The organism is Streptomyces piniterrae (genome assembly GCF_005048155.1).
In the GTDB taxonomy this organism is placed as follows: Bacteria; Actinomycetota; Actinomycetes; order Streptomycetales; family Streptomycetaceae; genus Streptomyces; species Streptomyces piniterrae.
This window is the reverse complement of the sequence record NZ_SUMB01000001.1, coordinates 302,853-323,956: the sequence shown is the minus strand read 5'-3', so window position 1 is coordinate 323,956 and position 21,104 is coordinate 302,853. Positions and strand designations below refer to the sequence as shown.

The 21,104-nt window shown below is 69.3% G+C and carries 19 protein-coding genes; 11 read left to right on the top strand and 8 right to left on the bottom strand.

Annotated elements, in window-relative coordinates; genetic code table 11:
- The first annotated feature begins 67 nt into the window (after positions 1-67).
- A complete protein-coding gene (locus tag FCH28_RS01290; protein WP_136737775.1) occupies positions 68-3,109 on the top strand; it encodes an alpha-mannosidase in 3,042 nt (1,013 codons plus the stop codon).
- A gap of 279 nt (positions 3,110-3,388) precedes the next feature.
- On the opposite strand, the gene FCH28_RS01285 is transcribed toward FCH28_RS01290, so the two are convergent.
- Positions 3,389-4,570: an erythromycin esterase family protein gene (locus FCH28_RS01285; protein ID WP_136737774.1), complete on the bottom strand. Its 1,182-nt coding sequence runs from the start codon at positions 4,568-4,570 to the stop codon at positions 3,389-3,391.
- 90 nt (positions 4,571-4,660) lie between these two features.
- Here FCH28_RS01285 and FCH28_RS01280 point away from each other — a divergent pair, with 90 nt between their 5' ends.
- The 5 genes from FCH28_RS01280 to FCH28_RS01255 all read left to right on the top strand — a co-directional run bounded on the left by FCH28_RS01280 (position 4,661) and on the right by FCH28_RS01255 (position 9,194).
- On the top strand, positions 4,661-5,404 hold the full coding sequence (locus tag FCH28_RS01280) for a MerR family transcriptional regulator (protein WP_136737773.1): 744 nt from the start codon (positions 4,661-4,663) through the stop codon (positions 5,402-5,404).
- A gap of 549 nt (positions 5,405-5,953) precedes the next feature.
- Positions 5,954-6,979 carry an alpha/beta hydrolase gene (locus FCH28_RS01270; RefSeq protein ID WP_136737772.1) on the top strand — a complete coding sequence of 342 codons (1,026 nt, stop codon included), beginning with the start codon at positions 5,954-5,956 and terminating at the stop codon, positions 6,977-6,979.
- A gap of 223 nt (positions 6,980-7,202) precedes the next feature.
- Positions 7,203-7,403, top strand: a complete 201-nt coding sequence (locus tag FCH28_RS01265; RefSeq protein WP_136737771.1) for an antitoxin — start codon at positions 7,203-7,205, stop codon at positions 7,401-7,403.
- Between the two features lie 62 nt (positions 7,404-7,465).
- Positions 7,466-8,461, top strand: a complete 996-nt coding sequence (locus FCH28_RS01260) for an alpha/beta hydrolase (protein ID WP_136737770.1) — start codon at positions 7,466-7,468, stop codon at positions 8,459-8,461.
- A gap of 40 nt (positions 8,462-8,501) precedes the next feature.
- A complete protein-coding gene (locus FCH28_RS01255) occupies positions 8,502-9,194 on the top strand; it encodes a GNAT family N-acetyltransferase (protein WP_136737769.1) in 693 nt (230 codons plus the stop codon).
- A 186-nt stretch (positions 9,195-9,380) separates the two neighbouring features.
- Here FCH28_RS01255 and FCH28_RS01250 read toward each other — a convergent pair whose 3' ends face one another.
- The 3 genes from FCH28_RS01250 to FCH28_RS01240 all read right to left on the bottom strand — a co-directional run bounded on the left by FCH28_RS01250 (position 9,381) and on the right by FCH28_RS01240 (position 11,780).
- Positions 9,381-9,593 carry a cold-shock protein gene (locus FCH28_RS01250; RefSeq protein ID WP_136737768.1) on the bottom strand — a complete coding sequence of 71 codons (213 nt, stop codon included), beginning with the start codon at positions 9,591-9,593 and terminating at the stop codon, positions 9,381-9,383.
- Positions 9,594-9,936: 343 nt separating this feature from the next.
- Complete coding sequence (locus FCH28_RS01245; RefSeq protein WP_136737767.1) at positions 9,937-10,803, bottom strand: endonuclease I family protein; 867 nt, start codon at positions 10,801-10,803, stop codon at positions 9,937-9,939.
- A gap of 350 nt (positions 10,804-11,153) precedes the next feature.
- Positions 11,154-11,780 (bottom strand): class I SAM-dependent methyltransferase, encoded by a 627-nt coding sequence (locus FCH28_RS01240; protein WP_136737766.1) that lies wholly within the window; start codon positions 11,778-11,780, stop codon positions 11,154-11,156.
- A 177-nt stretch (positions 11,781-11,957) separates the two neighbouring features.
- On the opposite strand from FCH28_RS01240, the gene FCH28_RS01235 reads away from it, so the two are divergent.
- Positions 11,958-12,443: a hypothetical protein gene (locus FCH28_RS01235; RefSeq protein ID WP_136737765.1), complete on the top strand. Its 486-nt coding sequence runs from the start codon at positions 11,958-11,960 to the stop codon at positions 12,441-12,443.
- 12 nt (positions 12,444-12,455) lie between these two features.
- Here the strand turns inward: FCH28_RS01235 and murJ are convergent, their stop codons facing one another.
- Together murJ and ligD are read right to left on the bottom strand one after the other, a co-directional pair.
- Positions 12,456-14,198, bottom strand: a complete 1,743-nt coding sequence (gene murJ, locus FCH28_RS01230) for a murein biosynthesis integral membrane protein MurJ (RefSeq protein WP_281289666.1) — start codon at positions 14,196-14,198, stop codon at positions 12,456-12,458.
- Between the two features lie 35 nt (positions 14,199-14,233).
- Positions 14,234-15,130 (bottom strand): non-homologous end-joining DNA ligase, encoded by an 897-nt coding sequence (ligD, locus tag FCH28_RS01225; protein ID WP_136737764.1) that lies wholly within the window; start codon positions 15,128-15,130, stop codon positions 14,234-14,236.
- A 42-nt stretch (positions 15,131-15,172) separates the two neighbouring features.
- On the opposite strand from ligD, the gene ku reads away from it, so the two are divergent.
- Both ku and FCH28_RS01215 read left to right on the top strand, forming a co-directional pair.
- A complete protein-coding gene (gene ku, locus FCH28_RS01220; protein WP_136737763.1) occupies positions 15,173-16,255 on the top strand; it encodes a non-homologous end joining protein Ku in 1,083 nt (360 codons plus the stop codon).
- A 36-nt stretch (positions 16,256-16,291) separates the two neighbouring features.
- The gene (locus tag FCH28_RS01215) at positions 16,292-16,675 is read left to right on the top strand and encodes an RNA-binding S4 domain-containing protein (RefSeq protein WP_136737762.1); all 384 of its coding nucleotides are present in this window, start codon (positions 16,292-16,294) and stop codon (positions 16,673-16,675) included.
- 4 nt (positions 16,676-16,679) lie between these two features.
- Here the strand turns inward: FCH28_RS01215 and FCH28_RS01210 are convergent, their stop codons facing one another.
- Positions 16,680-17,180, bottom strand: coding sequence for a YchJ family protein (locus FCH28_RS01210; RefSeq protein ID WP_169314016.1), 501 nt, complete (start codon positions 17,178-17,180; stop codon positions 16,680-16,682).
- Positions 17,181-17,340: 160 nt separating this feature from the next.
- Here FCH28_RS01210 and FCH28_RS01205 point away from each other — a divergent pair, with 160 nt between their 5' ends.
- Together FCH28_RS01205 and FCH28_RS01200 are read left to right on the top strand one after the other, a co-directional pair.
- A complete protein-coding gene (locus FCH28_RS01205) occupies positions 17,341-17,535 on the top strand; it encodes a hypothetical protein (RefSeq protein WP_136737761.1) in 195 nt (64 codons plus the stop codon).
- A 72-nt stretch (positions 17,536-17,607) separates the two neighbouring features.
- On the top strand, positions 17,608-19,344 hold the full coding sequence (locus tag FCH28_RS01200; RefSeq protein WP_136737760.1) for a hypothetical protein: 1,737 nt from the start codon (positions 17,608-17,610) through the stop codon (positions 19,342-19,344).
- A gap of 142 nt (positions 19,345-19,486) precedes the next feature.
- Here FCH28_RS01200 and FCH28_RS01195 read toward each other — a convergent pair whose 3' ends face one another.
- Positions 19,487-20,992: an SCO1417 family PLP biosynthesis transcription factor gene (locus FCH28_RS01195; RefSeq protein WP_136737759.1), complete on the bottom strand. Its 1,506-nt coding sequence runs from the start codon at positions 20,990-20,992 to the stop codon at positions 19,487-19,489.
- Between the last annotated feature and the right edge of the window lie 112 nt (positions 20,993-21,104).

Here is a 21,104-nt window from a genome sequence, read left to right as displayed (position 1 = left end):
CACCGGCCCACCTGGCGCCTGCCCGCCGAAGCCCCCCGCCCCTCCCCCGACTCCACGGAGCCCTCCCATGCATGATGATCGCGCACTGGTCGAAGCCCGTCTCAAGCGTGTGCTCAACGAGCGCATCCGGCCCGCCCTCTACCCGGAATCGATCCCGTTGGATGTCGCGGCATGGGTCGCGCCGGGTGAGCCTGTTCCCGTCGCCGAGGGCCTGTCCGCCCGACATTCGCCCGTGGCCGTGGGTGAGATGTGGGGCGCGCCCTGGGCGACGACCTGGTTCAGGGTGCGTGGCGAGGTGCCTCGGGAGTGGGCCGGCCGCACGGTCGAGGCGGTGCTCGACCTCGGGTTCGACGAGCGGATGCCGGGCTTCCAGTGCGAGGCTCTCGTCTACACACCCGACGGCAGCCCGGTGAAGGGCCTCAATCCCCGGAACCAGTGGGTTCGGGTCGGCGCGCCGGTGCGGGGCGGCGAGCGCGTCGAATGGCATCTGGAGGCCGCGTCCAATCCCGTCATTCTCGACGTCCCGCCGTTTCAGCCCACCCATTTGGGCGACCGGGAGACGGCGGGCAGCGCACCGCAGTACCGCCTGACGCGGATGGATCTCGCGGTGTTCGACACCACCGTATGGGAGCTGATCCAGGACCTGGAGGTGCTGGGCGAGCTGATGGCGGAGCTCGCGGAGGACAGCCCGCGGCGGTGGGAGGTGCTGCGGGCGGTGGGCCGGGCGCTGGACGCGGTCGATCTGCAGGACGTCAACGGCACCGCGGACGCGGCGCGTGCGGAGTTGCGGGAGGTGCTGGCGGCGCCGGCGGGAGCGTCCGCGCACCGGATCAGCGCGGTGGGGCATGCGCATATCGATTCGGCGTGGCTGTGGCCGCTGCGTGAGACCGTCCGCAAGGTGGCCCGGACGACGGCGAACATGACAGCACTACTGGAGGACGAGCCGGAGTTCGTCTACGCCATGTCGCAGGCGCAGCAGTACGCCTGGATCAAGGAGCACCGGCCCGAGGTCTACGCCAAGGTCAAGAAGGCGGTCGCGGAGGGGCGGTTCGTTCCGGCGGGCGGTATGTGGGTCGAGTCGGACACCAATATGCCCGGGTCGGAGGCGATGGCCCGTCAGTTCGTGCACGGCAAGCGGTTCTTCATGGCGGAGTTCGGCGTCGAGAACGATGAGGCATGGCTGCCGGACACCTTCGGTTTCGCCGCGGGGCTGCCGCAGATCATCAAGGCGGCGGGCGCGAAATGGCTGCTGACGCAGAAGATCTCCTGGAGTCAGATCAATGCCTTTCCGCATCACACCTTCCGCTGGGAGGGCATCGACGGCACCCGGATCTTCACCCACTTCCCGCCGGTGGACACCTACAACTGCCAAATGGCCGGAAGTGAACTCGCCCATGCGGCACGGAACTTCAAGGACAAGGGAGTGGCACGCCGTTCGCTCGCGCCCACCGGCTGGGGCGATGGTGGGGGTGGGACCACCCGCGAGATGATCGCCAAGGCCCGCAGGCTGCGCGATCTGGACGGCTCACCGGTGGTGGAGTGGGAAAGGCCCGCCGATTTCTTCGCGAAGGCGGAGGCGGAGTACCCACAAGCGCCGGTGTGGGTGGGCGAGTTGTATCTGGAACTGCACCGGGCGACCCTCACCAGCCAGGCGAGGACGAAGCGCGGCAACCGACGCAGCGAACAGCTGCTGCGCGAGGCCGAACTATGGTCCGCGACGGCAGCTGTGAGGACCCAACACCCCTATCCATACGCCCAGTTGGACCGAATCTGGAAAACCGTCCTGCTGCACCAGTTCCATGACATCCTGCCCGGCTCGTCCATCGCCTGGGTGCACCGCGAGGCGGAGAAGACCTACGCCGCGGTCGCCGCGGAGCTTGAGGACATCATCGCGGGCGCACTGTCCGCGCTGGCCGGTGCCGGGGACCACGAGCTGGTGGTGAATTCGGCGCCGCACACCCGCGGTGGGGTCGCGGCCGGTGCCATCGCGTCGGCGGTGACCGAGGCGGGCGGGCCGGGCGAGGTACGTGCCGAAGCACGCGAGGGCGGCGGATTCGTCCTCGTCAACGGCCTGTTGCGGATCGAGATCGACGACCGCGGTCTGATCGTCTCGGCGTACGACATCGCGGCCGAACGCGAGACCGTCGCGCCCGGCCACGCGGCGAACCTGCTCCAGATCCACCCCGACTTCCCGAACATGTGGGATGCCTGGGACGTGGACGCCTTCTACCGCAATGTCGTCACCGACCTGACGGCGGCGGACGAGGTGGCACTCGGCGAGGTGACACAGGACGCCGCGACCGTCCACGTCTCCCGTTCCTTCGGGAAATCCCGCGTCAAGCAGGCGCTGACGCTGGCGCGCGGGCAGCGACGTCTCGACATCGACACCGAGGCCGACTGGCACGAGACGGAGAAATTCCTCAAGGCCGCGTTCCCGCTGGACATCCACGCCGAACGCTACGCCGCGGAAACCCAGTTCGGGCATCTGTACCGCCCCACGCACACCAACACCAGTTGGGAGGCCGCCAAGTTCGAGGCCTGTGCGCACCGCTTCGTGCAGGTCGAGGAGCCGGGCTGGGGCGTCGCACTGGTCAATGACGCGACGTACGGGCATGACGTCACCCGGACCGTACGGAACGACGGCGATCGCGGCACCACCACGACCGTACGGCTCTCCCTCCTGCGCGCCCCGCGGTTCCCCGACCCGGAGACCGACCAGGGCCTGCACCGCTTCCGCTACGCGCTCGCGCCCGGTGCGGCGATCGGCGACGCAGTGCGCGAGGGCCACCGCATCAACCTGCCCGAGCGCCGGATCACCGGTGCCGGCCCGGTGGCACCGGTGATCACGGTCGACAACGACGCGACGGTCGTCACCGCGGTCAAGCTCGCCGACGATGCGAGCGGCGATGTGGTCGTACGCCTCCACGAAGCACACGGCGGACGCGCCAGGACCACCCTGACCACGGGTTTCGAACTGGCCGACGCCGTCACCACCGACCTCCTGGAACGGCCGACGGACGACGGCCCGGCCATCGAGCGACGGGGAAACGCGGTGCGGATGACGCTCCGGCCGTTCCAGATCGTCACTCTGCGACTGAGCCACGACTGAGCCACGGGAATGCTGCTGCCGGGGGTGCCCCTCGGGAACACCCCGGTCGGGAATGCCCCTCTCGGGAACACCCCGGTCGGGGAACACCCCTCTCGGGATTGCCCCGGTCAGCAACACCCCTCTCGGGATTACCCCCGCGGGAATACCCGCCTCCCGCCCCGGCGTTGTGGACCCGCAGGGGGTCCTCCCATCCCCTAGGGGATCTGTTCGAACGTCCCCTAGGGGATCACGCAGCCCAGGCCCGCGCCGTCCTGCGCGATCGGCCCGACTTGGCCGCGATCAACGAGCCGCCGGTGCAACACCGGCCGCTGTTCCGGTGTTGATGTGCAGGACCGCGTCGGCTTCGTCGAGGGTCGCCTCGTCGAGAGGGAAGTAGCCCTGCTGTGGTGTGGTGTCGGTGCGCGTGCGGGTGGCAGCGGCCGTGGTGGCCGTGGTGACGACCGTGGTGGCTGTTGTCAGGCCCCAGGTGCTGATGCGGCGTTGCAGGAGGCCCTCGTAGGTGTCCGGTTCGGGCTCTTGAAGTCCGAGCGCTTCGCTGCGGCCCAGGCTGCCTGCGACGAAGGTGTACTCCTCGCCCACCAGGGACCCCAGGATGGCGCCGGCGCCGAACCAGTCGAGCTCCATGTCCCCCATGCGCATAGAGCTCGGGTTTCGCTGTAGGTGGAGGTTGTGCGCGAAGACCAGCGTCGCGCCCCGCCGCGCTTCCATGTCGCGGATGTCGAGGAGGTTCTGGGCCATGAGCGCGTCCCGGGTGGCACACATGTGGGTCCACCGGACGCCCTGCTCAAGGCGTTGCGCCGACTGCTTGTGATAGCGCAGCAGGCCAAGGCCGGCGGTGAGATGCGCCCTGGCCCTGAACCACTCGGCGCGTGATGTTGCCGCGATCAGTTCCGGGGCACGTGCGTGGAGCGAGGTGAGCATGTCGTCGGCGAGCGCTCGCAGCCTCTGGGCCTCGGCGGTGTCGCCGATCGACATGGCCGGATCCATGATCGCCTCGGTGCGGCTCCACCGTTCGTCATCGCCGGTGAGGCTCGCGAGGTCGAGATCGAGTTTCAGGTAGTCGCGGGCGTACTCGAGGTAGCTCCGCGGGCTGGGTGCGCTCATCGTCTCCGTGGCGGCGTCGAAGCCGTGGAAGGCCAGTCGTTCCGCCGGCGGTCGGCTCTCGTTGTGTTCGCGCATCCAGGCGATCAGTCGCCTGTTGGCCTCCAGCTCTCCGAAGCCGTGCGAGAAGCCTTCGCTCATCACGGCATCGAGGCTTCCCACTCCCTCCTGGACGAAGTCGTTCACGGTGAGCGCGGCCACCCGATCGGTCTCCAGGGCGATCGACCGGAAGCCTCGGTCGACCAGCTGGACGAACAGTTCGTTACGGACCCACCCGAAGGCCGGTTCCCGGTGCGTCGGCTCACCGAGCGCCAGGAGGTCACATGACGTCGTTGCGAAGTCGCGAATTTCCTTGGTCATGGGCCTCAATCGTATCTTTGAAAGAACAGTTGAGACTTGGGTAGCCTTTGCCGCTCATCCACGTGGCAAAGTTTCAAACCGGGGATAACGATGCGGCCGACTGACCTCGCGCGCGAGCACGGCATCTCGACCCAGGCGGTCCGCAACTACGAGCGGGACGGGTTCATCCCACCCGCCGAGCGGACACGCAGCGGTTACCGGATCTACACCGAGGTGCATGCGGCCGCACTCCGCACCTACGTCGCTCTCCTCCCGGCGTACGGGCACTCGGCCGGCGGCCAGATCATGACCGCGGTCCACGATGACGAGCTCGACGACGCCCTGACGGTCATCGACCGTGGCCACAGCCAGTTGCTTCGTGACCGGGACACGCTCGATGCGGTGCGGAAAGCGGTCGGTCATCTGACGGCGGAGTCCGTCGCTGTTCCAGACCCCTCGGCAGACCCCGCCGCCCGAACCATCGGTGAACTCGCGCACCAGCTCCGTGTCACCCCGGCGACCTTGCGCAACTGGGAAGACGTCGGCATCCTCACCCCCTCGCGAGACCCGGTCACGGGATACCGGGTCTTTCGGGCGGGCGACATCCGCGACGCCGAGCTCGCCCATCTCCTCAGACGCGGGGGCTACCCGCTGGACCACATCTCCACCGTGGTCCAGCAGATCCGAACCGCCGGGGGCACAGATGCGCTGTCCGGCTCCCTGGACGACTGGCAACGGAAGCTCACCGCGCGGGGGCTCGCCATGCTCGATGCGGCCGCTCGGCTCAGCCACTATCTGAGTGTGCTGAGCAGGGCTGCGCCGCGGGAATTCACGGTCGCGCCGCCCTCTCGTTGAGGCGCTCCCGCGTCATCGACAAGGTTCACGGTCGAAAGTTCACGGTCGGCGCCGTGCCCGGTGTCGTGACCCGCGCGCCGTTCCGTGGCCGCGCCCCGCCTCTCGGCCGTACGTCGCCTCGTGGCCGGGAGTCGTTTCGCGCGCCGCTTCATGGCGCGGGTCGTGGCATGGATCCAGATCCAGCATGTCCATCAGCAGAGAAAGATCGGCCGCGTCCCGCGCGCGGCCGGCCAGCGCCCGCCTGGCGAGCCGCCGTTCCTCGTCGGCCGTCGTGGGGCGAGGCGCGGTGTCGTCTGCACTGCGGTGTTCATCGCTCACCGCTGCATTCTCAGCCGGATGGCGGCGCGGTGCCCGTCGATCAAGCGGACGAGCCCGGGTGAGGAAGCGCCGGAGCCGCCTTGGGCCGATCGGGTGGCCGGCGCCGGAACGACCCCCGGATATCCCGGCGCCCTCGCCGCCGCACCCCATCTCACCACCACGGAACCTCCGGCATCGGTTTTCCCTCTTTATGGGCACTTGCACTTGATCGCCCAGCCCGCGGAGTCACCGTTGAAATCCCGTTACGCCGTCCCGCTCGCCACCGTGCTCGCCATTTCCTCCGCACTGCTCACCGGCTGCTCGGATACCGGAGAGCCGGTCGATTTCAATGCCGGTGCCAAGGGCGACGGCTCCGCGCAGGGCAAGCCGGTGGACAGCGACACCCTGATGCCGACCGGCCCCAAGAGCGACTTCCGTATCACCCGAACGCTGGATGACGGCACCCATATAGGCCGGGCGACGCTGAAGGGCGCGAAGTCGGGAGTGACCGGCAGCGTATGGGTCTGGGCGCCGAAGGAGTACAAGGACCCGAAATACGCCAAGAGCGGATTTCCGGTGCTGATGGCTCTGCCCGGCGGTTTGGGCAGTCCGAAGGAAGAGGGCGGCGTCACGAATTACTGGGTGGGGGGTGACATCAAGCTGCAGGAGAACCTCACCAAGTGGACCGAGGAGGGCAAGAGCCTCCCGTTCATCGTCGTGATGCCGATGCTCAATCCGGACACCCAGTACCACGACGGCAGCGACATCCCGGGCCAGCAGAAGATGGGTACCTGGCTGACGGAGGACGTCGTGAACTTCACGAAGGCCAACTTCCGGACGTTCAAGTCCCGTGACGGCTGGGCCTTCATGGGTTCGTCCTCGGGTGGTTTCGCCGGTCTCAAGTCGGTGCTGAAGTTCCCGGAGAAGTTCAAGGCGGTGATAGCCAGCGGCCCGGATATCGTGCCGGACTCGCCGCTGTGGGCCGGGCACCAGGCGGAGAAGGATGCCAACAACCCCGAGAAGTTGGCTCAGGGTCTGCTGCGGAAGGGTGGCCCGGACGTCTATCTCGCGTTCCAGGCCGGCAGCAGGGAACCCGCCGCCGTCACCTCCCAGATAAACAAGTTCCGGCAGACCTTCGGCAGGGGTCCGATACACACCTCATTGCAGATCATTCCCGGTGGGCGGCACAACGCCTGGGACTACCAAAAGGGCATGGAAGCCGGCTCCATCAAGTTCATCAGTGAGCATCTCAAGGCGCCGGTCCCCAGTGGTTCCTGAGGACCTGGTGGCGAAACCGGGACCGCGTACGACACACCGCCGGACCGGCCGGTACCAGGCCTGGCCGGGCCTCTCACCTGGCCTCTTCCTCGTGTGAATTCTCGTGTGACTTCCTCGTGTGGCCGCTCGGGCGCGGGTCGGGCGCGGATGCAGATCGCACGGATGCGGGCGATGCTGGAGCGGCGGAAACCCTGGCGAGGAGGATGCCCCGAGGAGGTGGGCGATGTCCGTGATGGACAAGCTCCAACAATTGCTCAAGGGCCATGAGGAACAGGCCGGCAAGGGCGTCGACCAGGCCGGCGAATTCGTCGACGAGAAGACGCGGGGCAAGTACTCCAGTCAGGTCCACACGGCCCAGGAAGAGCTCAATACACAGCTCGGATCGGATCGGGACGGGGGGCGGGACCGGCCGCCGCAGTACTGACTCCCGGGGAGCCGTGCCGTCGCGCGGTGGCTCCCCATCGTCCGCCCAAGGAGCGCATTGCGATGAATCTCCTGCGCATCGGCGTCACGGTGTGTGCCGTCTCCATGGGCCTGCTCGCCAGCGGCGGCTGTGACGGCAGCAATCTGGTCGGCTCCTCCGATGCTCCGGCCCTCGCCGACCACCCGGAAAAGGCAAACGCCCGGCTCCCGAAAGTACGTCGGCCAACCGGTCCACGTGCCAGGTTCCGTACGTATCGCACGACCGGCGCCGACGGCACGAAAATCGTGAAGACCAAGTGGCGGGGGCGGAAGTCCGGCTACACCGGGAACGTATGGGCGTGGGTCCCGCCGCAGTACCACCAACCGCGATACGCGAAGAGCGCCTTCCCCGTGCTCATCGCGCTGCCCGGCGCCGAGGGCTATCCGGGAAACTACTGGGCCGGTGGCGATTTCCGGCTCCAGGAAAGCATCGCGGAGTGGTCACGGCAGGGCAGGACACTGCCCTTCATCGTGGTGATGCCGGTGCTGAATCCGGAGAAGAAGTACTACGACGCCAGCGATATCCCCGGCCAGCCGAAGATGGGCTCCTGGCTGACCGAGGACGTCCCCGACTTCGCCCGCGCCAATTTCCGTACGTACGACGGCCGTGCCGGCTGGGCCTACATGGGGACCTCGTCGGGGGGTTTCGCTGCCCTGAAGTCCGTCCTTCAGTATCCCGAGAGATTCACGGCGGCCATCGCCAATGGGCCGGATGTGGCTCCCGACTCCGTGATGTGGCAGGGCCACCCGAAGGAAAAGCAGGCGAACGATCCGGGCTGGCTCGCCCGGCGGCTGGTCGCACGGAAGGGGCCGGACGTCTATCTCGCGTTTGAACTCGGGGACAAGGAAGTCGCCATCCCCAAGGTGCGGCAGTTCATCAAGGATCACACCCGTGGGCCGGTCCACAGCACGCTGTTCTGGGTCCCCGGCAAGCACAGCAGCCACAACTACATCAAGAAGATGGCCGACTCGCTGCACTGGATCAGTGAGCGGATGCAGGGACCCGTCCCGGCAGGCTGAATCCGGGAGAAGCCGGCCGGCCCGTGCTTACGCTGGGCGAATGATCACCGCGTCCGCCCAGCTCACCCCCGACGTCCTGATGCGGCCCGCCACTCCGGAGGACGCCACCGGCCTCGCCCGCGCCTACCGGCGCAGCCGTGCGCATCTCCACCCCTGGGAGCCGGACCGCGACGACGCCTTCTTCACCCCCGCCGGGCAGGCGGAGCGGCTGCGTCTGCACCTGGCCGAGCAGCGCGCGGGACGGATGATGCCCTGGGTTCTGGTCCGTACGACACCCGAGACGGTGCCGGGGATCGACACGCCCGACGAAGCCTGCGCGGTCTCCGGGCGCGGTACGCAGCAGCGCCGGCCGGACTCCGGCACGGCCACCGGGCCGGACTCCGCCCCGGAGGCGAAAAGCGCCCCGGAACCCCACATCGTCGGTGCGATCACTCTCTCCGACATCGCGCTCGGCCCCTTCCGCAGCGCCGGCGTCGGCTACTGGATCGCTGCGGACCACGTGGGCCACGGCCTCGCCACCGCCGCGGTGAACCAGGTCTGTGCGACGGCCGACCGAGCGCTCGGCCTGCACCGGCTGGAGGCCGGCACCCTCGTCGACAACGTGGCTTCGCAACGCGTGCTGGCCAAGTGCGGATTCACGCCGTACGGCACCGCTGCGCATTACCTCCACATCAACGGCGCCTGGCGCGACCACCGCCTCTTCCAGAAGATCCTCAACGACCGCCGCCCGTGAGCGGCAGCGGAGAGACCACACCTGGATTCCGCGAATCCGATGCGCCGGTTCACGGCCGATCGGGTGATCCCGCCGCCCGCACGCGCCCCCGCGCGGTCCCCGGCACCTCGACGGTCGCGTACGGCCCCCCACACGACGGCGCCCGCCCCCGGTCCGGGAGCGGGCGCCGTCGCAGGAGGTCCGTGATTATTCCGCCGGGCGGATGTTCTCCGCCTGAGGGCCCTTCTGGCCCTGGGTGACCTCGAAGATCACCTTCTGGCCTTCCTGCAGCTCACGGAACCCCGTGGCGTCAATGTTCGAGTAGTGCGCGAAAACGTCGGCGCCACCGCCGTCCTGCGCGATGAAGCCGAATCCCTTCTCCGAGTTGAACCACTTCACAGTGCCGGAGGAAGAAGCCATACCTGTTTCCTTCGTTCAATGGGCTTGAATCGGCTCCCGCACACTGCGGAACCCGGAGGTGATCGCCCTGGTTCAGAGGCGCACCACACAACAAGAACGCCCGTGAATGCGACACGGGCGCCCGGCACTTCGGAACCACGACAGCTGATCTGGACGCTACACCGAGCAACGCCCGGCAGTCACGACAACCGTGGCAGACGCGTTACCCTTCACCGGCAAGGGCATATCCGGTCAGGTAGGTCCACGACCGATCGGGCGAATGTACGACCATATTCGGGCCTCGGTGCCGGAGCCCCGCCGTCGTCATGTGCCGGACGGCGGTGCCCCGGTTCCGCTGTACGGGTTACCAGATCTCGTTGACCCACTCCGGGTGGTCGATGAACGGGTTCCGGTTGTGCTGGTACTTATCGAATATCACCTGGTTGCGGTGCTTTTCGAAGGTGCTCGGCGGGTCCTGCTGGCTCCACTGCTTCAGGACGGAGATCCGGCCGATGTTGGGCTTGGAGCCGTTGTCGACGCTGTCGTTGGGCTCCAGGTCGGGGAAGCCGTCGTCGCCGTCATAGCGGACGGCCATATAGAGGATCATGCGGGCGACATCGCCCTTGTCCGCGTCGCGCGGCTCGAAGGAATCGTCGTCGGTGAAATTGCCGGGTGCCTCACCGACTTCGGTACCGCCTTTGTCGAAGTCCTTGTTTCCGCGGGTGCTGTTGACGGAGACATCCGACGGCCGCAGATGGTGAATGTCGGTGCCGGGTCCGGTCGCGGTGCCGAAATCGCCATGGGATTTCGCCCAGACGTGCTCACGGTTCCAGTCGTCCGGATCGGGACCGTTGGAGTTCTTGCTCTGCGATGTGCCGGAATACAGCAGAATCACGTTCGCGCTGTTGGCCGGGTCCTCGTCGGTTTCCTTGAGGGCGTCCCAGACCTGGTCATAGGTCAGTTTCCCGGTCTGGGTGCTGCTGATGATCTGGTGGAGCGAATTCTTGAGGTCCTGGCCGGTCTTTCCTATGGCGTCCTCGTAGTACGAGTCGTCATACGCGCCGACGGATATGGACGAGCGCTGGGTGACGGTCGTGGCACCGGATCCGGCGTGCGCGGCCGGGGTGGCGGTAGCGGTGGCCGGAATCTGTGCGGCCACCGCCACCAATACGGTTCCGGCCGCTACGGTCAGTGCGATGCGGCCACGACGGGTCACGCGGGTGTTGTCCACGGAGGGTGTCCTCTCCCCGAAATGTGGCACCGGACCGCGAGATGTGGGGCACGGCCGGCGCCGGCCGTTGGGTATACGGCCGCTGACACCATTTCACCGCGCTAATCACCACAGTGTGAACAGCAGGAGAGAGTTATGTGTCCGGCCGGTGATGGTCGCCGATTCACCACCGAAAGGCCTCGGTTTTCCCGGTCCATTGCCCGGATCTTTCAGCTGATCGAGGCGCAAGCGGTGAGAACTGATGCCATGCAGCCGTATAGAGGGTGATGACATGTAAGAAACGAATCAATCGTCAGACAATGTTCGATGTCGTTAACTTGAGGTGAATGTGGACACCGACGGCCCTCGGGTCATGCACCCGGCCTGTCCCACACCACCGAATAGCGCCACAGCAGATGGCGGCGGTAGCGGCTGCCCGGCAGCCGTTCGCGGGCCGCGCGCCGTACCTCGCCCCAGGCCATCTCGACCTCTTGGACCGGCATGCCGGGCGGACCGGTCTTACCGCCGTGGCGCCGGGCGAGAAGGCGGGCGGCGGGCAGGCCCGCGCCGCTGACGACCCAGTCCAGCGGCGTACGGTTGGCCGCCAGGCCGACGAGGACGAGGCGGCCACCGGGCGCGAGCAGCGCGGCCATCCGGTCCAGCGCGGCCGCGAAGTCCAGGTGGTGGATGACGGCCACGGCGCTGACGAAGTCGTAACCACCCTGCGGCATGACATGCACCGCCATGAAGTCCGCCTCGACGAACGCCGCGTTCGGGATTTCCACGCTGCGCTCGCGCGCCAGCCGGATCATCTCGGCGGAGCGGTCCACCCCCGTCACCTCACCAACCCGCCCGGCGAGTTCGCGAACCAGCAGACCGTCGCCACATCCGAGGTCCAGGGCCCGCGCACAGCCGTCCGGCACGGCGTCGAGCACCAGCCGGTGGTAGTGCACATTGTGGTTCCAGTACGGCTTCGGCATCCGGTCGGAGTACGGCATCCGCCCACCGTACTGAGGAACCCTGCTCCCATCGGGTGAACCCCCGCGGCCCGCGCAACCGTGGAGGGCCGGCAGGGCTTCCGAAGAGCTGAGACGTTCTCACCAACCATCGCCGGATCGACGTCGGATCGATCGGGCATCGAGCCGGATGGACCGGACAGAACTGTGGAGGCCTTGATGTCGCTGTACTGCGAGCACCCCCTGGTCACGCCGCTGGACACGGCGTTGGGCACGCCGCCGGCGGAGCGCTTCTTCGTACCCGCGTACTCGACGGATCTCCGTCTCCCGCCACCGCGCCCGGAGGACCGGATCTGTCCGCCACCACGTCCCGAGGACCGGATCCCGTTTCCGGCACCCGCCTCGGACGCCCACCGGCTCTCCCGCCCCCAGAGCCTCACGGATCCGCAGGGCCCCCAGCTCCAGCCCCCGTACCGTGGCGATGGCGACCGGCCGCCCGCTCCCCCGCGCCCCGAGGACCGGCTGCGGTACTCCGTGGCCACGCCCGACCGACGTCGGCTGGACCTTCAGGCCGCGCTCACCAAGGCCGGTGTCGCTCCCGCTGCCGGGGACGCGGCCGCCGTCCGGGTCCTCGCGGCCCTGGACGACGCCACGGTCGCCGCGGTGATCGGCTGGATCACCGCCGCCGCGCAGGGGGACGCGTAGGTCCGCCCCTGCTCACCGCAAACCGGGCAGGCTCCGCAGTTCCCCGATCTTCAGAAGGCGCGCCAGGCCCAGGAAGATCAGCGTCATCGTGGCGGCGCCTGCGGCCAGCGTCAGCACCGGGGTCCAGCCCGCCGAGAGGGGGACGCCGGAGCAGGCGCGCGCCGCGAGCCAGCCGAGCGCCCCGGCCGCGCCGGCGGACACGGTCAGCTTGCCGTAGGTGCGGAACAGCCGTCGTCCGTCGAGCCGGCCGGCGAGCCGTCGGCGGAGCAGCAGCGCGGTGGCGAGCAGCCCGACGCCGTAGGCCACGGTGTACGCGAGGGCCATGCCGGTGACCGCCCAGCGGGCCGGCAGCCACAGGTGGCAGGCGGTGGCCAGGGCGATGTTGACGGCGCTGATCCAGACGGCCATCCAGAACGGTGTACGGGTGTCCTCGAAGGCGTAGAAGCCGCGCAGCAGCAGGTATTGGGCGGAGTACGGGATGAGGCCGAGGCCGAAGGCCTGCAGCATCTGTCCGGCGGGGCCGGCCGAGGTGGCGTCCACCGTGCCGTGGGCGAGCAGCAGTTGTGCGGTCTGCGGGCCGAAGACGAGGAAGAAGAAGGCGGCCGGGACGATGAGGACGCCGCTGACGCGCAGGGCGCGGGAGAGGTCGCCGCGCAGGTCGTCCAGGCGGTGTTCGGTGACCGCCCGGCTCATCCGCGGCAGCAGCGCCGTCACGAGGGAGACGGTGATGATCGACTGCGGCAGCATCCAGATGCCCTGCGCGTAGGAGTAGGCGCTGAACCCGACGCCCGCGGTGGGGAGTTGGTGGTCGGCGGCGTCGGCGTAGTGCGTGACGACGGTCATCGCGACCAGGTTGGCGAGCACGAACAGGAGCGTCCAGCGGGCGGCCACGATGCTTTTGCGCAGGCCGGTGCCGCGCCAGTCGAAGCGCGGCCGGAAGCGGAAGCCCGCGGCGCGGACGAAGGGGATCAGGGCGAGGCCCTGGAGGGCGATTCCTCCGGTGGTGGCGAAGCCCAGCAGGTCGATCTGGCCCGGCGTGATGTCCTCGACGCGGTCGGGACCGGCCATCACGCCGATGTAGACGCCGAACATCGCGATCAGGACGACGTTGTTGAGGACCGGCGTCCACATCATCGCGCCGAACTTGCTCCGGGCGTTGAGGACTTGGCCGAGGATGAAGAACAGGCCGTAGAAGAAGATCTGTGGGAGGAGGAAGCGGGCGAAGACGACGGTGAGCTCGAAGGCGGCGTGGGTCCTGGGCGTGTCGGGTGTGTAGATGGCGACGATCTGCGGCGCGGCCCATACGGCGAGCGCGGTACCGATGGCGAGCACCGTGAGGACGAGGGTGACCAGGCGCTGTTCGTAGGCCCGTCCGCCGTCCGCGTGCTCGGCCCTGGCGCGGACGAGCTGCGGCACCAGCACCGAGTTGAGGGCACCGCCGATGAGCAGGGTGTAGATGCTCATCGGGACGACGTTGGCGATGTTGTATGTGCTGGCGAGCAGGCCGGTGCCCAGTGCGCCGGCCTGGAGGACCATGCGGATCATTCCCGTCGCCCGGGAGACCACGGTCCCGGCCGCCATCAGCCGTGACGAGCGGGCCAGGCCGCCCTTGGCGCCATTGCCCGTGCCGCCCTCGCCACCGGGTGCCCGATCGCCACCGGGTGCCCGATCGCCGCCGGACGCCGGATCGCCGCCGGATATCTCCCGGCCCGGCGGCCGCAGCTGCATGGTGTCCTCTGACGTCCCGTCGATCATGGGGCCAATGTACGTCGCGGCCCGCACGGACCCGGTTACGAAGCGGACTTCGGCAACGGGGCGGCGTGGCCGGGGTCGAGGAGCGGGGCGAGCAGATCGCCGTGGCGCTCGCGGCGGGCCGCGATATCGCTGAAGAGAAAGGAGAGTTGCCCCGGTTCGGTGCAGGCGGCGACCTCGTCCCAGGTGACCGGGGTGGACACGGTGGGCATGGCGCGGGCGCGCAGCGTGTAGGCGACGGCGGTGGTCTTGGCGGCGGCGTTCTGGGAGAAGTCGATGAAGACCTTGCCGGGGCGCAGCGCCTTGGTCATCCGGTGCACGACGAGGTCGGGGAGCGCGGCGCGGGCCTCGATGGCGAGGGCCCTGGCGTAGGCGGTGGCCCGTTCCGAGGGGGTGTGCTCGATGGGCACGATGAGGTGCAGGCCTTTGGAGCCGCTGGTCTTCGCGTAGACCGGGAGTCCGTCGGCCGACAGCCGGTCGCGCAGCCACTGGGCGGCGGTGCAGCACTCCACGATGGTGGCCGGTTCGCCGGGGTCCAGATCGAAGACGAGGCGGTCGGCTGAGCCGGGGACGTCGTCGGTCCACTGCGGTGCGTGCAGCTCGACGACCAGGTTGGCGGCCCAGACCAGCGAGGACAGGTCCTGGATGAGGACCTGCCGGGTGGCCTCGCCGCTCGTATGGGGCACCTCGCAGGTCTTCACCCAGGAGGGTGTGCCGGGTGGCACGTTCTTGGTGAAGAAGCGCTGTCCGTCGGGACCGTCGGGGTAGCGCAGGAAGGAAACCGGCCGGTCGCGGAGGTGGGCGAGGAGCGGGTCAGCGGTGGTGGTGCAGTAGTGCAGCACCTCCCCCTTGGTGGTGCCGGTCTCGGGATAGATGACCTTGTCCAGGTTGGTCAGCGAGAGGCGCCGCCCCTCCACGACGGTGATCGGGGACATACGATGAGAATCCCACACAAAATCCCACACAAGGGATAGAACATGCGATCTGTATGGAATGGGTCCATCTCATTTGGCCTGGTCAACATCCCGGTGAAGACCTACAGCGCCACCGACCGCACCTCGTCGGTCTCTTTCGTCCGCATCCACGAGAAGGACGGCGCGCCGATCCAGTACCGCAAGATCTGCGAGCTGGACGGCAAGGAAGTGCCGAACGAGGAGGTCGGCAAGGGCTACCAGGCGCCGGAGGAGGAGGCCATCGTGCCGATCACCGACGACGACCTGTCGAGGCTGCCGATGCCGACCGCCAAGACGCTGGCGATCCTGTCGTTCGTCGACGCCGACGAGATCGATCCGCTCCAGCTGGACAAGGCGTACTACCTGGGCCCCAACGGTCTCTCGGCCATGAAGCCGTACGCGGTGCTGCGGGAGGCGCTGGAGCATCACCGGAAGGTCGCGATCGGCAAGGTGGCCATGCGCGGCCGGGAGTCGCTGGCGATGCTGCGGGCGCACGACGGGGCGATCGTGATGCACTCGCTGCTGTGGCCTGACCAGATCCGGCCGGCGAACGGTGTGGCGCCGAAGGACGTCCAGATCCGCGAGAACGAGCTCAAGCTCGCCGAGACGCTGATGGACTCGCTGGGCGAGCTGGATCCCGCCGAACTCCACGACGACTACCGCGAGGCGGTCGAGCAGCTGGTCGCCGCGAAGCTGGAGGGTGAGGAGCCGGTCGCCGTCGATACCGGCAGGGCCGCGGGCCAGGTCATCGACCTGATGGCCGCACTGGAGAAGAGCGTGCGGGCGGCGCAGGGGGCCGGGGCGGAGACGGGGACGGGGACGGAGTCGGCGACCGTGACGCCGATACGGGGGCGGAAGCCGGCGAAGAAGGCGGCGGCGAAACAGACCGCGGGGAAGAAGACGACGGCAAAGGAGACCCCGGCAAAGGGGAGCACCGCCGCGGCCGGGAAAACCACCGTCAAGCGCCAGAGCACGACCAGAGGCACAACCAAAAGCACGACCAAAAGCACGGTCAAGAGCACGGCCAGGAGCGCAGCCAAAGACACGGCCGGGACGACTGCGAAAAAGGCCGCCGCGAAGAAGACGAGCAGGAAACCGCCCGCCTAGCGCCCGCCCCCGCCCCCCGGGTTCTAGAGTCGTGGCATGGCTTCACACGAGGGGAACGAGGGCACCACCCGCATCGACAGCTGGATCTGGTCCGTGCGGCTGACCAAGACGCGCTCGATGGCGGCGGCGGCCTGCCGCGCGGGGCACGTACGCGTCAACGGGGAGCGCGTGAAGCCGGCCCACGGCGTGCGCAACGGCGACGAGGTGCGGCTGCGGCACGCCGGCCGGGAGCGGATCGTGGTCGTCACCCGGCTGGTGCGCAAGCGGGTGGGCGCGCCCGTCGCGGCCGAGTGCTTCATCGACAACAGCCCGCCGGCCCCGCCGCGCGAGGAGGCGCCGGTCATCGCACTGCGCGACCGCGGCACCGGCCGTCCCACCAAGCGCGACCGCCGCGAGATCGAGCAGCTGCGCGGGCACTGAGCCGCTAGGCCAGCGCGTCCACGTACACCCACTGGCCCGCTTCACGGACGAAGCGGCTGTTCTCGTGCTGGCTGTCGGCGTGCCCGCGCAGTGTGTAGTGCGCGCGGAATTCCACGGTGCCCTCGGTGTGGAAAGCGCTGCCGCCGGTGGTGCCGAGAATCTCCAGCCCGGTCCACCGCTGCGCCGGCTCGAATTCGAGGGCGTCGGGCCGGGTCGTCGAATGCCAGGTGCGCAGCAGATATCCCGCGTCACCGACCGCGAAGGCGCTGTAGCGCGAGCGCATCAACCGCTCGGCGGTGGGGGCATGGGCCCGCCCCTGGTGGAAAGCGGCGCAGCAGTCGCCGTAGGTCGCGTCGCGCCCGCAGGGGCAGGGCGAGGCGGACGTGACGGCGGGGGCGCCGGCTTCCGCACGGCGCGGCGCGTTCTCCGGCTTGCTCTCGTGCTTGCTCTTGGGTTTGCTGTCGGGCCTGCTTTTCGGCTTGCTCTTCGGCTTGTTCTTCGGCACCCGACGATTGTGCCAAGCCGCGATGAGGCTCCCTCACGGGCTACGTCCGTTTGAGGGGTTTCAACGATAAATCGCCCATTTGCATCTTTTGACGGCTTGATAGTTGCGGCGAGGCTGGAAGAGCTCATGGTGACCGTCCCCACCACCCAGGAGAGAACCCATGATTCTGTCCGTTTCCGGCGTCATTCTGCTCGGCGTTGTCGTCTTCCTGTTCTTCCGAAAAGACGGCCTCAAGGTGTCCCACGCCCTGGTCTGCGCGCTCTTCGGTTTCTATCTCGCCGGCTCCGCCATCGCGCCCAGTATCAAAGCCGGCGGCGCGAGCCTGGCCAACCTTCTTGGAGGGCTGAAGATCTAGGCCCTTTCACCCACCGGCTCGTCTCCCGCGCCGAGCCGTTGACGAACCTCGCACGAGCAACAGGAGACAGATGTGGCCCGGCACTCCCTGCCCCGCATCCTGACCGACAGCACACGCCTCGCGCGCACCGCCGCCGACGGCGCCACCGACGTGCTCCATCCGCTGATCACCATCGGCCGTGGACTGCGCCGGTTGGTCGCCGCCGGCCGGGAGCGCTGGTCCGAGACGCCCAAGGAGCGTCGTGGTCCGCTGTTCTTCTCCGTCGCCGCGTGCGTCCTGGTCGTGGCGCTGGTCCCGTACGGGCCGCTGCTCGCGCTCATCTCGGTGATGGGAGTGGCGGCCTGGGCGGGGCGGGACCGCGCCGAGGCGGCGGAGGCCGAGGTTCCCGACGAGGCGGAGACCGGGCGGTTGCAGACCCTGTACGAGGCGCTGGTGCCGTACTTCTCCGCCGGCGCCGACCCCAGCCCGCTCTACGCCCATGACGGCGACTGGGAGCAGGTCTTCACCGAGTACGCCTTCGACGACAGCGCGCGGCTGGAGCGCCTGCGCCTGAAGTACCCGGCCTATTTCACCGACGGGGAGCCCCAGTCCCGGGCCCGTATCGAGCAGTTGCTGCACGTCAAGTGCGGCCGCGGCCGGGAGTACCACTTCGCCTGGGACGAGGAGGCCAATGAACTGGTCCTGAGCGTCCTGGCCGCGCTGCCCACCGATATCGCGGCGCAGCCCTTCATCACCTCGCCGGGCGAGACGGTGCTCGGGTTCACCGACCCGGACTCCGTCGCGCGAACCGTCCCGGTCGTGCACGGCGACGACGAGAGGCGCAACGCGCCGCCCGTGATGTGGCGTACCGGAGACCGCTCCACCGAGCCGCATCTGCTCGCCCTGGGGCAGCCGGGGACGGGGGGCACCACTCTGCTGCGCTCGATCGCGCTGCAGGCGTTGCAGGACGGCGATGTGCTGGTCATCGACGGTGGCGGCACCGGCGAGTTCGCGTGTCTGGCCGGCCGCAGCGGGGTGATGGGGGTGGAGAGCGGGCTGTCGGGAGCGCTGGCCACGCTGGAGTGGGCCGCGCACGAGACCGAGCGGCGATTGATCGATACGAACCGGGCGCGGCAGATCGGCCTGAACGCCCCGGAGGACACCCGCCGGCCGCTGTGGATCATCGCGGACCGTCCCACCGCGCTGGCCCATGTCGCGGCCGCGGAGGGCCGGGAAGATCCGCAGCGACTGCTCCAGGTGCCGCTGCGGCACGGACCGGCGGCCAATGTCACGGTGGTCGTGGCCGATCAGTTCGAGACCGCCGGAATGCTCAGCGACGCGGTACGAGCGCACACCAAAGCGCGGATTGTGCTCGGTCCCGCGACCGCTGAGGTGGTGCGGGCGGTGCTCGGGGCACCGCCGCACACCACCCCCACGTCGGAGGTGCCTCCGGGGCGCGGCTATGCGCGGCTGGGGGCAGGACCGGTCCTGCGGCTCCAGGTGCCGGCCACGCCCGACCCCTTCGACGACGGCGCGAGCGAGGTGCATCGGCGGGCCGTCCTGGAGCTGCTGCCGGAGCCCACCGTTCCGGCCGGCGAGGCGGCGTTCACCAAGCCGCTGACCGTCGCCTCGCCGCTGGCCGTCGTGCAGCCCGCGCCGACCGTCGAGGCGCTCGTGGTTGACGAGCCGGACGCCGACGACGGGCCCGCCGCGGAGGCACCGACCGACGCGGAGCCGATGGCCGCGACCACCCGCATGAGCACCGTACGGGCGGGCCAGCCCTTCGCGGTCAACGGGCCGGCGGAGACGACCGCTCGCGCCGAGGGCTGAGGGCTGAGGGCTGAGCTGCACCGACCCGCCCGTGGGTCGCCGCGAAGCCGGCCGTCCGCTCGATACGTTCCACACGCTCCGTGCGCCCCATGGGCCGTGAGGACGGTTCCGTCGAGCCGGTTCCCTCAGGCAGCCAGTTCCGTCAGGCCACGAACGCCTGCCGCGCCCCCGACTCCACCGGCGCACCGGTCGCGACCAGCCGGGCGGCGCCCGCCAGCCGGACGGCGGCCTCGTCGGCGACCGCTCCGTTGACCGTGAAGGGCAGCCGTACAAAGCCCTCGAAGGCACCGTCGACGCCGAACCTCGGGCCGGACGGCACCCGCACCCCGAGCCGCTCCCCCGCCTCGGCGATACGGGAACCGGAGAGTCCGCCGGTCCGCGCCCAGAGGGTGAGGCCGCCGCGCGGGACGCTGAACTCCCAGTCGGGGACGTGCTTGCGCAGCGCGGCCACGATGGCGTCGCGGTTCTCGCGGGCCTGCTCGCGCCGTATCCCGACGGCCGCCTCCCAGCCTCCGGTCTCCAGGAGCGAGGCGATGGCGAGCTGTTCGAGGACGGGTGAGCCGAGGTCGGAGTAGGCGCGGGCGGCGACCAGGCTGCGGATGACGTCCGGCGCGGCCCGCACCCAGCCGATCCGCATACCGGCCCAGAACGCCTTGCTGGCCGAGCCGACGGTGATCACGGCGCTGCCCGCGGGGTCGAACGCGCAGACCTGGCGCGGCGGTTCGGCGTCCTCGTCGAGCTGGAGCTCGGTCATCGTCTCGTCGACGACGAGCAGGGTGCCGGCCGAGCGCGCGGCATCGACGAGGCGGCGGCGCTGCTCCTCGGTGGCGAGGGTGCCGGTGGGGTTGTGGAAGTCGGCGACGACGTACGCCATACGGGGGGCCGCATCGCGCATCACCTGGCGCCAGACGGGGATGTCCCAGCCGGCCAGCCGCTCGCCGAGGGCGACCGGGACGAGCCGGGCGCCGGCGTCCCGCATCAGCTGGAGGATGTTGGCGTAGGACGGGGAGTCGACGGCCACCCGCTCACCGGGGCTGGTGAAGAGGCGACAGATGGCGGCGACGGCACCCATCGCCCCGGTCGTCACCATGATCTGTTCGGGCATGGTGGGGATGCCGCGGGCGGTGTAGCGGTCGGCGAGGGCCTGGCGCAGGACGGGCAGCCCTGCGGGGTAGTCGCCGTGGGTGTGGGCGTAGAGCGGGAGGTCGGCCATGGCGCCCTGGACCGCGCGGGTCAGCCACGGTTCGGGGGCCGGGAGGGCCGCGCAGCCGAGGTCGATCATGGAGCCGGCGGCCTCCGGGGGGAGGGGCTCCAGCCCGCGGGTGGGCAGCGGGTTGCCGGCCGGGACGGCGGTCCAACTACCGGAGCCGCGCCGGGACTCCAGGAAGCCTTCGGCGCGCAGCGCTTCGTAGGCGGCGGCGACGGTGGTCCGGCTGACGCCGAACGCGGCCGCCAGCTCGCGCTCGGCGGGTAGCCGGGCGGCGACCGGTACCCGGCCTTCCAGAACGAGGAGGCGTACGCCGTCGGCGAGGCTGCGGTAGGCGGGCAACTTGCGGCCGCCGACGGCGAGTTCGGCGGCTCGCGGGTCCTGGGACCGGAGCAGCCGGGCGAGTTGGGGCGCACCTACCGCCGAAGTCCACTGAGCCATGAAGATCAGTCCACCTTCCCCGGATTGGCTCTTCTTTCGAAGACCGGACATGCCACATCCTCTCATGTGCCAGTCCAATCTTTCCAGGAGGGGGAAACCGTGTCGATCACCG